The following is a 12,485-nucleotide window of genomic DNA, read 5'->3' as shown; positions in this document are numbered from 1 at the left end:
GGACTTCTGCCATGCGCCGCTACGGCAAGCACACCGACGAGGACGACATCCGCAGCCGCCCGAACCGCAAGGGCAACCGGCCTCGCACCCATATCCGGCCCAAGCACGAGGACTCCGTCGAGGGCATGGTCCTCACCGTCGACCGGGGCCGGCTGACCTGCCTGGTCGAGGACCGCATCGTGCTGGCGATGAAGGCCCGCGAGCTGGGCCGCAAGGCGGCCGTGGTGGGCGACCGGGTCGACCTGGTCGGCGACCTGTCGGGCACCAAGGACACGCTGGCCCGCATCGTCCGCATCGGCGAGCGCACGTCGGTGCTCCGCCGCACCGCGGACGACGACGACCCGTACGAGCGCGTCGTCGTCGCCAACGCCGACCAGCTGGCCGTCGTCACCGCACTGGCGGACCCGGAGCCCCGCCCCCGTCTGATCGACCGCTGTCTCGTCGCGGCCTTCGACGGCGGTCTGACCCCCCTGCTGGTCATGACGAAGTCGGACCTGGCCTCACCGGACAAGCTGCTGGAGCTGTACGGCCACCTCGACATCCCGTATGTCGTCACCAGCCGTGACGAGCTGGAGAACGGCGCCGCCGCGGACGTGGTGCGCGAGCACCTGGCGGGGCGGATCACGGCGTTCGTCGGACACTCCGGCGTCGGCAAGACGACGCTCGTCAACGCGCTGGTCCCGCAGGAGCGGCGGCGGGTGACCGGCCATGTGAACGCGGTGACCGGACGCGGCCGCCACACCACGACGTCGGCGCTGGCCCTGCCGCTTGCGGGCACGGACGACTGGGTGATCGACACTCCGGGCGTGCGGTCCTTCGGTCTGCACCACGTCGACCCGTCCCGGGTGATCCTCGCCTTCCCCGATCTGGTGCCCGGCACCGAGGGCTGCCCGCGCGCGTGCAGCCACGACGAGCCGGACTGCGCGCTGGACGCCTGGGTGGCCGACGGCCACGCCGACCCGGCACGGCTGTACTCGCTGCGCAGGCTGCTCTCCACGCGCGAGCGCACGGAGGGCGACTGACCGTCGCGGCCGGTCCGTCGGTCGGCGGGTTCGTGGGCGGGTCCGCCTGCCGATGTGCCGGCCGGGGCGTCGGCCGACCTCGAGCCTGATGCTCCGTCACACTCACCGGCCGACCGCCGCGTTGTTTGCGTCGGCCCGGAGCCGGTAAGTGCATAATCGCACCGAGCCTGACCGGGCCGGTCAAACGGAGGGACAGCACATGGCGTGGCTGCTGGTCGTCGTGGCCGGACTGCTCGAGACCGGTTTCGCCGTCTGCCTCAAGCTGTCCCACGGCTTCACGAGGCTCTGGCCGACCATCGCCTTCTGCGCCTTCGCCCTGGGCAGCTTCGGTCTGCTGACCCTCTCGCTGAAGAAACTCGACGTGGGCCCCGCCTACGCGGTGTGGACGGGCATCGGCGCGGCGGGCACCGCCATCTACGGCATGGTCTTCCTGGGCGACCTGGTGTCGACGCTGAAGCTCGTCTCCATCAGCCTGGTGATCATAGGAGTGATCGGGCTGCAGCTGTCCGGTTCGGCGCACTAGGGGCGTCTTTCGAAAGGCCCGTGCGCCGGGTGGGGCCGCCTAGTTCCTCGACGGTCGGTGCAGGGCGCCCCGCACGAGGTCGCCGACCCCGTCCTCCCCCTGCGGCGGCGCGGCGACGCAGGACAGGGCGAGACGGACGGCGAGTTCGGAGCAGCGGGCGAGATCGGCCGCGTCGGCGCGGACGGCGCCGGGGCCGGAGAGCACGGCGACGGCCCGGTCGCGGACGGCGCCCACGAGGTCGGCGGGTGAGGGCAGCGGTCCGTCCGCCCGCCGCTGCGCCGGCACGGCGGAGGAGGACGGCACCGCCGAGAGCGTCGGCGAGGGCAGCCGTTCGCTCCAGAATCCGGTGAGGACGGCCCGTACGAGGACGTTCTCGCGGGCGGCGGAGGCGGTCCACTCGGCGGTGGCGGCGAGCCGCTCGCGGATGTCGCCGTGCGCGGCGAGCGCGCGCTCGACCCCGGCGAGGTATCCGTCGGCCTCGCGCCTGACCAGGGCCCGGGCCAGGCCCTCCTTGCTGCCGAACTCGTTGTACAGCGTCTGCCGCGACACCCCGGCGGACGCCGCGACGTCCACCATCCGCACCGCGGCCCACGGCCGTAGCGCCAGCGCCTCGAAGGCGGCGTCCAGTAGGGATTCCCGCGCTGCAGGCATGTCGCCTCCCGGGAGCGAGTGGCTCTGCGCCCAGATTTGACGCGCACGGCCGCACTGTCAAGGGTGGCGGAGGCACCGGACGGCGATCCGCGCCTTCCGGGCCGCCCCGGGCCTTCCTCCGCCGCCCCCTGTGGCCCCTGTTCGGCTTGGCCGGATACGGTTCGTCCCATGCCGGACTACCTGGACGACCTCCGACTCGCGCACGTCCTCGCGGACGCCGCCGACGCCGCGACCATGGCCCGTTTCAAGGCCCTCGACCTCAAGGTCGAGACCAAACCGGACATGACCCCGGTGAGCGAGGCCGACAAGGCCGCCGAGGAGCTCATCAGGGGCCACCTCCAGCGCGCCCGTCCCCGGGACGCGGTCCTGGGCGAGGAGTACGGCGTCGAGGGCACCGGCCCCCGTCGCTGGGTGATCGATCCGATCGACGGCACGAAGAACTACGTCCGGGGCGTGCCCGTCTGGGCCACCCTGATCTCGCTGACGGAGGCGGCTGAGGGCGGCTACCAGCCCGTCGTCGGTCTCGTCTCCGCTCCGGCGCTCGGCCGCCGCTGGTGGGCCGCGAAGGGGCACGGCGCGTACAGCGGCCGCAGTCTGTCGTCCGCGACCCGGCTGCACGTCTCGGGCGTCTCGCGGATCGCCGACGCCTCCTTCGCGTACTCCTCGTTGAGCGGCTGGGAGGACCGCGGGCTGCTGAACGGCTTCCTCGACCTGACCCGCGACGTGTGGCGCACGCGCGCGTACGGCGATTTCTGGCCGTACATGATGGTCGCCGAGGGCTCGGTCGACCTGTGCGCCGAACCCGAGCTCTCCCTCTGGGACATGGCGGCCAACGCGATCATCGTGACGGAGGCGGGCGGCTCCTTCACCGGCCTCGACGGCCGCCCGGGCCCGCACAGCGGCAACGCGGCCGCCTCGAACGGTCTCCTGCACGAGGAGCTGCTGGGCTATCTCGAACAGCGCTACTGAGGCGCGCCGGAAACGCCCAGATGAGCGCGCGCGCCCTCAATCGGCCGCGCGCGCCCTCTTGTTGACCCCTGCTTTACCTGCCACGCTGACAGCACCCCCACTTGTGAACTTGTGAATCCATGAACGACCCGTGGATTCTTAGGAGGTGGCATCAGCCCATGCTCGTCCGCGACGCCATGAGCACGGTGGTCCTGACCATCGGCCCCGCACACACCCTCCGCCAGGCCGCCGCCCTGATGGCCGCCCGCCGCGTCGGCGCGGCGGTCGTCCTGGATCCGGACGCCGGCGGCATCGGCATCCTCACCGAACGGGACATCCTCAACTCCGTCGGCCTCGGCCAGGATCCCGACATCGAACGCACCCACGCGCACACCACCGACGACGTCGTCTTCGCCGCCCCGACCTGGACCCTGGAGGAGGCGGCCGGGGCGATGGCCCACGGCGGCTTCCGCCATCTGATCGTCCTCGACCGCGGCGGACCGGCCGGCATCGTCTCGGTCCGCGACATCATCCGCTGCTGGGCGCCGGCCCGGCTGCAGGTGCCCGCCTGAGCGCGGAACTCGCCCGGCATCACAGGACACATCTACCTGGAATCCGTCCAAGTCCATCAGAAATCTAAAGTCACACTGGTTCGGGACCTGGTCAGGTCGACTGTTAGGCTGGATCCATGAGTGACCTTCTGGAGCGGCTGCGCGGACGCGGCTGGCGGATGACCGCACAGCGACGCGTCGTGGCCGAGGTGCTCGAGGGCGACCACGTCCATCTGACGGCCGACGAGGTGCACGCGAGAGCCGTGGTCAGGCTGCCCGAGATCTCCCGGGCGACCGTCTACAACACCCTCGGCGAGCTCGTATCGCTCGGCGAGGTGCTCGAGGTCGCCACCGACAAGCGCGCCAAGCGGTACGACCCCAACGCCCACCGTCCGCATCATCATCTGGTCTGCGCCCGCTGCGGCGCGATCAAAGACGTCCATCCCGTGGGCAACCCGCTGGCCGACCTCCCCGACTCGGAGCGCTTCGGCTTCGCCGTGTCGGACGTCGAGGTGACCTACCGCGGCATCTGCCCGAACTGCGCTGCCGCCGCCTGACCCACGCCCGGCCGTGGCCCCGGACTCCCCCACGGGAGGCCGGGGCCACGCTGTCGCCGCATGCGGTGACGGCGAACGCACCGAGGGCCGGAACCCTTTCGGATTCCGGCCCTCGGCCTTCAGTAGCGGGGACAGGATTTGAACCTGCGACCTCTGGGTTATGAGCCCAGCGAGCTACCGAGCTGCTCCACCCCGCGTCGGTGAACCCCACGTTACGTGAAGGGCGACGAGGAAGGCAAATCAATACGACGGCCACCCATACGCCCAGGTCAGCACGGTCGGGCGGGTCGAGGCCCGCGGGATCGGCGGCGCCGGCCACGCGTCACGCCGACAGCTCTTCCCGCAGCGCGTCGCGCAGCCGGGCCGCCCGCTCGGCCACCTCCGCCGGGCCGAGGGACACCGCCCGGTCGGCCCACCGCTTCCCCTCCGCCAGCTCACCGCGACGCGCGTAGACCAGGGCCAGCCGCAACGCCGCCCGCCCGTGCCCGGCGTCGGCCGCACGCGTCCACCACACGGCCGCCTCGGGCTCGCTGCCCTCCCGCGCGAGCAGCAGCCCCAGGTTGAAGGCCCCGTTGCGCGAACCGGCCTCCGCGGCCGTCCGGTACCAGCGTGCGGCCTCGACGACGTCACCGCGCGCGGCGGCCAGCATCCCGACGCGGACCTGCGCACGACGGTGCCCCTGGGTCGCGGCGCGCTCGTACCACTCCTCGCACTCGGTCTTCTCGTGCACGATCTCCCCGAGCTCGTGCGCGGGCTGGGGCGGCCTGCGCGCGTCGAGCACGGCCGCCAGCCGGTACGCGGCCTCCGCGTTCCCGCCGCCGGCCGCACACCGCAGATGCCTTTCTGCCTCCTGCTCGTCCCCGTCGCGCAGGCGCGCGATGCCGACCTGCAGCGCCGCCTCGGTGTGTCCGGCGGCCGCAGCCCGCTCGTACCAGCGCAGGGCGACCGCCTCCTCGCCGCGCCCGGCGAACAGGATCCCGAGGTTGAACGCGGCGTCGACGCTGCCCGCCTCCGCCGCCTTGGAGAACCAGGGCTCGGCCCCGGCCGTGTCGCCGACCTGGAGCAGCAGGACGGCGAGGGCGTTGGCGGCCTCCCGGTGCCCGGCGTAGGCGGCGCGCCGGTACCACTGCTCGGCCTGCGCGGTGCGGCCCTGCTCGGCGCAGAGCAGGGCGAGGTTGTAGGCGCCGTTGTCGTCCCCGGCGTCCATCGCGGCCCGGTACCAGCGTTCGGCGGTCTGGGTCTGCCCGCGCTCGGCGTGCAGCGCGCCCAGCGCGTTCGCCGCGTTGCCGTCGCCGTCCTGTGCGGCCCGCAGCCACCAGACCGCGGCGTTCTCGGTGTCGCCGGCGTCGCGCAGCAGGAATCCGAGCGCGCAGGCGGCCCGCGCCTCGCCGTCCTTGGCCGACGTGAGGTACCAGCGCCCGGCCTCCTTCAGATCGCCCCGGCCCTCGAGGATCGTCCCGAGGTGCAGCGCGGCGCGGCGGTGTCCGCGCGCGGCGGCCTGCCGGTACCACTGCTCGGCCTCGGTCCGCCCGGCGACACCGTTGTCGCGTGCGCCCTCTTCCGGGGCGCCGTCCTGGAGCGGGCCGCGGTGCTGGTCGAGGGCGCGGGCCAGCCGGTAGGCCGCCTCGCGGTGGCCGCGCTCGGCGGCGACCCGCATCCACTGCTCCGCCCCGGCGTCCCCGCGGTGCTCCAGCAGGTCGGCGAGGGCGTACGCGCCCAGGGTGTGCCCCTGCTCGGCGGCCTGGCGCAGCCAGTACTCGGCGGCCGGCTCGTCCCCGCACTCGCGGCGGTGGCGGCCCAGCGCGTGGGCGGCCGCGGCGGAGCCGGCCACCGCGGCGACCCGCCACCAGCCCGCGGCCTCGTCGGGGTAGCCGCGCTGGTGGAGCAGCACGCCCAGGTTGTTGGCGGCGGCGCGGTCGCCCTCCGCGGTGGCGGCACGCAGATGGGGCTCGGCGCCGTCCAGGTCGCCGCGGCGCAGCAGCATGGCCCCGAGGACGCTCATGGCCTCGGCGTCGCCGGCTTCCGCCGCGAGCCGCAGGCGCATCTCCTCGACGGCCTCCCCCGTGTCGACGGCGTCGGCCGTCTCGTCCCGGCTCTCGTCCGGGGTCGCTTCCTCTTCGGAAGTCTGCACAAACCGCCCTGTCTCGAACAGAGTTGCCTTGTCCCCCATAACGTCCATCGTCGCACCACCCGCAACCCGGGTACACCTGGTATACCGCGGCCCGTAAGGTCACTTCAGCGTTTTGTCGACTTGCCCACAGAGAGACAAGTCAAACACAGATGGCGCAACTCCCCACAGCGGCGCGGCCATCGGTTTTTCCGGCACATGCGTTCGCACACCACGAAGGCCCGGATCCGTTTCCGGATCCGGGCCTTCGTCTTCAGTAGCGGGGACAGGATTTGAACCTGCGACCTCTGGGTTATGAGCCCAGCGAGCTACCGAGCTGCTCCACCCCGCGTCGTGTTCCACAACCGTACCACGACGCGGGGTGAGCATGATCAGCTGCTGCTGGGGCTCGGTGTCGGACTGGGTTTGCCGGCGGATCCGCCGCTCGGACTCGCCGAACCGGTGGGACTCGCGCTCGGGCTGCTGCTCGGCTTGACGCCCTTGTCGGCCGCCGCCTGCGCCTCCTCGGCCCGCTTCAGCGCGTCCTCGAGGTCCTTCTGCGCCTTGGCGTACGCGGCCCAGTCGGGCTTCTTCAGAGCCTCCTGGCCGGCGGCGAAGGCCTTCTGGGCATCGGCCAGCGCCTGCCGGACGGTCGGGTTGCTCGACGTCGGCGGCGGAGTGGTGCCGCCCCCCTCGTCCGTCGGCGGCGGGGTGGTCCCCTCCGCGCCGAAGACCTTGTTGAGGGCCTCGTCCAGGGTGTCCTCGAAGGCGGTGTTGCCGCCGTAGGTCACCAACACCTTCTTCAGGAGCGGGTACTTGAGCCCGCCGCCGCGCACGTAGACAGGTTCCACGTAGAGCAGTCCGCCGTCGAGCGGCACCGTCAGCAGGTTGCCGTACTCGATGTCGGAGTCGCCGCCCTTGAGGAGCCTGATGGACTCGGCGATGTCCTGTTCGGAGTTGAACTGGCTCTGCACCTGTTTCGGCCCGTCGACGGTCGTGCTCGTCGGCAGTTTCAGGATTCTGATCTTGCCGTAGTCGGGAGTGCCCGCTTCGGAGTCGACCGCCATGAACGCGCTGAGGTTGTCCCGGCCGTTGGGCGTGAGCGTCGTCGTCAGCGAGAACGCCTGTGCCTTCTGGTCGGGCATCTTCATGCTCAGGTAGTACGGCGGCACCGCGTCGCCCGACTTGTTGGACGGGTCGTCCGGCACCTGCCACACCTCGCTGCCGCTGAGGAACGTCGTGGCGTCCTTCACGTGGTAGCGGGTGAGCAGCTCGCGCTGCACCTTGAACAGGTCCTGCGGGTACCGCAGATGGGCCATGAGCGACTTGGAGATCGTCGACTTGGCCTTCACCGTGCCCGGGAACGCCTTCATCCACGTCTTCAGGACCGGGTCCTCGGTGTCCCACTGGAAGAGCTTGACCTCGCCGCTGTACGCGTCGACGGTGGCCTTCACCGAGTTGCGGATGTAGTTGACCTGATTCTGCTGGGCCACCACCGCGCGGTTGTCGTTGGTCGCGGTCAGCGAGTCGGCCGTCGTGTCGCCGAGGGTCGTACGGGAGGCGTACGGGTAGCCGTTCGTCGTCGTGTACGCGTCGACGATCCACTGGATGCGGCCGTCGACCACGGCCGGGTAGGCGTCGCCGTCGATGGTCAGCCAGGGGGCGACGGCCTCCACGCGCTCCTTGGGCGTGCGGTTGTACAGAATCCGCGACCCCTCGCCGATCGCGCCGGAGTAGAGGATCTGCGGCTCGCCGAACGCCATCGCGTACGCGGCCCGGTTGACCGGGTTGGAGAGGTTGACCCCGCTCTTGCCCTGGTAACTGGTGGTCTTCTCCCCCGCGTCGTCGGAGTAGTCGATCTCCTTCTGGGGACCGCCGACGATCGAGTACGTGGTGGTCTTCTCGCCGTAGTAGACGCGCTGCTCGTACGTGCCGAGCTCGCCCTCGGACGGCAGGTTGGACTCGGTGAACAGGGGCCGGCCCTCGGAGTCGGACGTGGTGCCCTTCGCCGCGACCACCCCGTAACCGTGGGTGTAGCGGAAGTGGTTGTTGATCCAGTTCTGCTTGTCCACGCCCGCGAGGTTCAGCTCGCGCAGACCGATCACCGTGTCCTGGTCGGCGCCCTTCACGCTGTAGCGGTCCACGTCCAGGTTGGTCGGGAACGCGTAGTACTTGCGCATCTGCTGGAGCTGCTGGAACGTCGGGGAGACGATGTTCGGGTCCAGGACGCGGATGCTGGCGGTCGCGTCGACGTCGTCGCGCAGCGTCGTCTTGTCCTTGGTGGTGCTCGTGCCCGAGTACTCGGTGACCTGCGTGCCGTCGATGCCGTACGCCTCACGCGTCGCCTTGAGGTTCTTCGCGACGTACGGGGCTTCCTTGGCCTGCTCGTTGGGCTGGACCTGGAACTTCTGGACGATCGCCGGGTAGAGCCCGCCGATGAGGATCGCCGAGAGCACCATCAGGCCGAAGCCGATCACGGGCAGCTGCCAGGTGCGCCGCCACAGCGTGGCGAAGAACAGCAGGGCGCAGATGACCGCGATGCAGAACAGGATCGTCTTGGCCGGCAGGTAGGCGTTGGCGTCGACGTACCGCAGGCCCGTCCAGTTGTCCGTGGCCTTGAAGTCGCTGGACTTCACCGCCAGGCCGTACCGGTCGAGCCAGTAGGCGACCGCCTTCAGCGCGACGAAGACGCCCAGCAGCACCGACAGGTGACCGGTGGCCGCGGAGGTGGCACGCGCGCCGGGGCTGGTGACGCGCAGCCCGCCGTACAGGTAGTGGGTGAGCGCGGCGGCGATCAGGGAGAGGATCGTGGCGGCGAAGCCGAAGCCGAGCAGGAACCGGTACCAGGGCAGGTCGAAGGCGAAGAACGACACGTCGAGGTGGAACTGCGGGTCCTTCTGCCCGAAGGGCACGCCGTTGACCCACATCAGCCAGGTGCGCCACTGTCCCGCCGCCGAGGCTCCGGCGATCAGGCCGACCAGGGCGGTGATGCCGAGCAGCAGCCACGTCTTGTACGGCGCGATGCCCATGCGGTAGCGGTCGAGACTCTGCTGCTCCACCGACATCGCGCTCAGCGGCGGCCGCAGCCGGTGGGCCAGCCAGATGTTGAAGCCGACCGCGAGGGCCATCAGCAGGCCGAAGACGAAGAACAGCCCGATCTTGGTCCAGAGCATGGTCGTGAACACGGACGAGTAGTTCACCGAGCGGTACCAGAGCCAGTCCGTCCAGAACCCGGCGAACATCGTGAACGCCATGCCGAGTACGGCTAGGACGCCCAGTGTCGTCAGCAGGGTCCGGACGCGCCGGGACGGGCGGCCCACTCTGATCCGCGGCCCCGTGGGGCCTCCGCCGCGGTCCGGCATCTGGAAAGCCAAGGTGCGCACCTCGAATGTCGCAGTTGATCCGTCAGGCCCGCGTGTTCGTGGACCGTGCGTGGCCCCCCGTGATCGCGGGCCCACACCTATGCAACTTACTCACCGTTTACTCGGTTCCCGATTCCGCCCAGGAACGAGAGAGGATTGTGACCATGTCCAACACTCCCATGGCGGCGAGCCCGCTCACCCGGGCCGTACTCGAGATCGACGAGTACGCCTCCGGCCTCGGCTGGGACCAGCCCGCCCGCCTTTTCGCCCTCGTAGACACCGCTCGGCTGCGAGCCCAGGAACCGTCGCTCGCGACCCAGCTCGGCCTTCAGGACGAGCCCGAGACCACCGGTCTCACCCCGATCGAGCAGGACGAAGTGCCAACGGACAAGCCGCTCGACGAGTTCCTCGCCACGATCGCCTGGCCGGACGCGGTGGTGGGCTGCGCCCTCACCGTCGAGCGCCTGATGCTGCCGCCGTCCGCCGAGTCCCAGGTCCCGAAGGGCCTCAGCGAAGCGAAACTCGCGAAGTGGGTGGCCGAGCACCCCGACCGCCACGAGGTCCGGATGACGGTCGGCGTGCTGCGCGACGGCACCCGGGACTCGGCGCTGCGGCTGCGTGAGAAGGACGCGCCTACGGAGGTGCTCACGGGCGCCGGGCTCGTCCCGGGTCTCGCGGAGGCGCTGTCGGCGACGTTCGCGGAGTAGCGGCGCCCCGCGGCCCCGGCGGGGCGGCCCGGGGCCTGTCCTCCGATCAGGCCCCGGCGGCTACTTCGTGCACTTCGGCAGGGCCGCCGTGTCGCCGCTGCGGATGTCCTCGAGGGCGGCGAGGGCGTCGTCGATGGTGTCGACCTTGACGAGCCTGAGTCCCGAGGGGGTGTCCGCGGCGGCCGCCTTGCAGTTGTCGGCGGGCGTCAGGAAGAACTGGGCGCCCTTGCTGCGCGCGCCGACGGTCTTCATCTCGATGCCGCCGATCGGGCCGACCTTGCCGTCGTCGTCGATGGTCCCGGTGCCGGCCACGAACCTGCCGCCGGTGAGACTGCCCGGGGTGAGCTTGTCGTAGATGCCGAGCGCGAACATCAGGCCGGCGCTGGGGCCGCCGACGTCGGCGAGCTTGATGTCGACGGTGAAGGGGAAGGTGTGGTCGGTCCCGGCCGAGATCCCGACGATCGCGCGCTTCGTGCCGCTGTCGTCGGAGGCCGCGGTGGTGATCGAGACCTTCTGCGTGGCGGTCGCGGTCCTGTGCGCCTTCTCGGCCGCCGCCTGCTCCTTCGCCGGAACGATCGTGAAGACGACCTTCTCGCCGGCCTTGTGCTTGGTCACCAGCTTCGCCACGTCACCCGGCTCCTTCACCGCGGCGCCGTCCACGGCCTTGATCACGTCCCCGGCGTGCAGCCTGCCCTCCGCCGGGGACCCCTTCACCACGGTCGAGACGATCACCCAGGACGTCACCGGGACGTTCAGCTCCTTCAGGGCGGCGACCTTGGCGCTCTCCTGGGACTGGCTGAACTCCTCGGCGTTCTCCTGGGTGGACTGCTCCTCGGTCTTGCCGTCCGGGTAGAGGGTGTCGTGCGGGACGACCCTGTTGTCGTGCGCGAGCCATCCGTAGACGGCCTCGACGAGGTTCATCCGGTAGTCGGCGCTGGTCACCCGCACGGTGGTCATGTTCAGGTGACCGGTGGTCGCGTAGGTCTTGCGTCCGGAGACCTGCAGCACCGGCTCACCGTCGTGGTCTCCGAGCGTGTTCACCGTCGGCCCCGGGGACATCTCCGAGTACGGAACGGGAATGAGTACTCCCGCGCACAGAAGTGCGATGAGCATCAGGGTGGAGGCGAGCATCGTCGCGGTGCGGCGTGGCATGACTCGACAGTACGGGACGCCTCTGTCAGCGCACGGTCAGGGCTGCCACCCGGGTCACGCGCGGGAGTGCGGCTTCTCCATGGCGGCCCGGAAGCGGGCGTATCCGTCCAGCTCAGGGCCGTCACCGCGAGCCTTGCGGGTCCGGTTCGCCCAACTCCCCCACAGTCCCGCGCCGATCGCGGCGACAAGCGGAATCAGCAACCAGGCGAGCGCCGCCATGCCGACCTCCCAACCCCGGTGAGCAACCACAACTGACTGATCAGCAGATTAACCATCCGCAGTGACAACGCTCACGGCAGGGGGCCGGTTACGCAACCGGACGGGTGGTGCCCGATGGATCAGGGCGAGCGGCCGGTCGATCAAGGGGGTGGCCGGTCGGTGAGGAGGGGGTGGTCGGTCGATCGGGACGGGTGGCCGGCGGGTCGGGTGTCCGAGGGTCAGCAGGCCCCCACCCACTCCTCGGTGCCGTCGGAGAACCTCTGGTGCTTCCAGATGGGCACCTCGTGCTTGAGGTCGTCGATCAGCTTCCGGCACGCCTCGAAGGCCTCCCCGCGGTGCGGGCAGGACACGGCGACGACGACCGCCAGATCGCCCACGGCCAGCTCCCCCACCCGGTGGACGGCCGCCAGCGCCCGCACCGGGTACTCGGCGGCGATCTTCTCCGCGATCCGCCGCATCTCCGCCTCGGCGCTCGGGTGGCAGGAGTATCCGAGCGCGTCGACGTCGGCGCCCGCGTCGTGGTTGCGCACGGTGCCCACGAAGAGCGCCGTCCCGCCGGCGGCGTCGTCCCCGACGGCCTTGAACACCTCGTCCAGAGAGAGCGCGGTGTCGCGAACGGCGATCAGCTTGATGGGATCCTGCGCCGCCCGCTCGCCGGGGTGCTCGTCGTTGGCTGCCATACCCAC

General features: G+C 70.9%; 12 protein-coding genes and 2 tRNA genes. 6 read left to right on the top strand and 8 right to left on the bottom strand.

Annotated features, from left to right (window positions below):
- The first annotated feature begins 11 nt into the window (after positions 1-11).
- Both rsgA and ACH4ZA_RS02700 read left to right on the top strand, forming a co-directional pair.
- On the top strand, positions 12-1,022 hold the full coding sequence (gene rsgA, locus ACH4ZA_RS02705; protein WP_398427669.1) for a ribosome small subunit-dependent GTPase A: 1,011 nt from the start codon (positions 12-14) through the stop codon (positions 1,020-1,022).
- A gap of 199 nt (positions 1,023-1,221) precedes the next feature.
- On the top strand, positions 1,222-1,545 hold the full coding sequence (locus ACH4ZA_RS02700; protein WP_062642293.1) for a multidrug efflux SMR transporter: 324 nt from the start codon (positions 1,222-1,224) through the stop codon (positions 1,543-1,545).
- A gap of 39 nt (positions 1,546-1,584) precedes the next feature.
- Here the strand turns inward: ACH4ZA_RS02700 and ACH4ZA_RS02695 are convergent, their stop codons facing one another.
- Complete coding sequence (locus tag ACH4ZA_RS02695; protein WP_319278699.1) at positions 1,585-2,196, bottom strand: helix-turn-helix domain-containing protein; 612 nt, start codon at positions 2,194-2,196, stop codon at positions 1,585-1,587.
- Between the two features lie 168 nt (positions 2,197-2,364).
- Here ACH4ZA_RS02695 and hisN point away from each other — a divergent pair, with 168 nt between their 5' ends.
- From hisN to ACH4ZA_RS02680, 3 genes are all read left to right on the top strand, one after another.
- Positions 2,365-3,165, top strand: coding sequence for a histidinol-phosphatase (gene hisN / locus ACH4ZA_RS02690; RefSeq protein WP_319278701.1), 801 nt, complete (start codon positions 2,365-2,367; stop codon positions 3,163-3,165).
- A gap of 158 nt (positions 3,166-3,323) precedes the next feature.
- Positions 3,324-3,716 (top strand): CBS domain-containing protein, encoded by a 393-nt coding sequence (locus tag ACH4ZA_RS02685; protein WP_319278703.1) that lies wholly within the window; start codon positions 3,324-3,326, stop codon positions 3,714-3,716.
- 116 nt (positions 3,717-3,832) lie between these two features.
- Positions 3,833-4,252 carry a Fur family transcriptional regulator gene (locus ACH4ZA_RS02680; RefSeq protein ID WP_319278704.1) on the top strand — a complete coding sequence of 140 codons (420 nt, stop codon included), beginning with the start codon at positions 3,833-3,835 and terminating at the stop codon, positions 4,250-4,252.
- Between the two features lie 123 nt (positions 4,253-4,375).
- On the opposite strand, the gene ACH4ZA_RS02675 is transcribed toward ACH4ZA_RS02680, so the two are convergent.
- The 4 genes from ACH4ZA_RS02675 to ACH4ZA_RS02660 all read right to left on the bottom strand — a co-directional run bounded on the left by ACH4ZA_RS02675 (position 4,376) and on the right by ACH4ZA_RS02660 (position 9,721).
- Positions 4,376-4,449 (bottom strand) — tRNA-Met (locus tag ACH4ZA_RS02675).
- 125 nt (positions 4,450-4,574) lie between these two features.
- Entirely contained in the window at positions 4,575-6,431 is a 1,857-nt protein-coding gene (locus ACH4ZA_RS02670) for a tetratricopeptide repeat protein (RefSeq protein ID WP_319278705.1), read from the bottom strand.
- A 206-nt stretch (positions 6,432-6,637) separates the two neighbouring features.
- Positions 6,638-6,711: transfer RNA gene (locus ACH4ZA_RS02665), tRNA-Met, on the bottom strand.
- Between the two features lie 40 nt (positions 6,712-6,751).
- Positions 6,752-9,721 carry a UPF0182 family protein gene (locus ACH4ZA_RS02660; RefSeq protein ID WP_398427832.1) on the bottom strand — a complete coding sequence of 990 codons (2,970 nt, stop codon included), beginning with the start codon at positions 9,719-9,721 and terminating at the stop codon, positions 6,752-6,754.
- 164 nt (positions 9,722-9,885) lie between these two features.
- Here ACH4ZA_RS02660 and ACH4ZA_RS02655 point away from each other — a divergent pair, with 164 nt between their 5' ends.
- Entirely contained in the window at positions 9,886-10,428 is a 543-nt protein-coding gene (locus ACH4ZA_RS02655; protein WP_319278707.1) for a PPA1309 family protein, read from the top strand.
- A 60-nt stretch (positions 10,429-10,488) separates the two neighbouring features.
- On the opposite strand, the gene ACH4ZA_RS02650 is transcribed toward ACH4ZA_RS02655, so the two are convergent.
- The 3 genes from ACH4ZA_RS02650 to ACH4ZA_RS02640 all read right to left on the bottom strand — a co-directional run bounded on the left by ACH4ZA_RS02650 (position 10,489) and on the right by ACH4ZA_RS02640 (position 12,479).
- Complete coding sequence (locus tag ACH4ZA_RS02650; protein WP_398427667.1) at positions 10,489-11,580, bottom strand: PDZ domain-containing protein; 1,092 nt, start codon at positions 11,578-11,580, stop codon at positions 10,489-10,491.
- Between the two features lie 54 nt (positions 11,581-11,634).
- Entirely contained in the window at positions 11,635-11,829 is a 195-nt protein-coding gene (locus ACH4ZA_RS02645; protein ID WP_398427843.1) for a hypothetical protein, read from the bottom strand.
- Positions 11,830-12,017: 188 nt separating this feature from the next.
- Positions 12,018-12,479 carry a molybdenum cofactor biosynthesis protein MoaE gene (locus tag ACH4ZA_RS02640; RefSeq protein WP_319278710.1) on the bottom strand — a complete coding sequence of 154 codons (462 nt, stop codon included), beginning with the start codon at positions 12,477-12,479 and terminating at the stop codon, positions 12,018-12,020.
- Between the last annotated feature and the right edge of the window lie 6 nt (positions 12,480-12,485).

It is taken from the genome of Streptomyces sp. NPDC020597, assembly GCF_044335095.1.
GTDB lineage: Bacteria > Actinomycetota > Actinomycetes > Streptomycetales > Streptomycetaceae > Streptomyces.
This window is presented reverse-complemented; position numbering and strand designations above follow the sequence as displayed.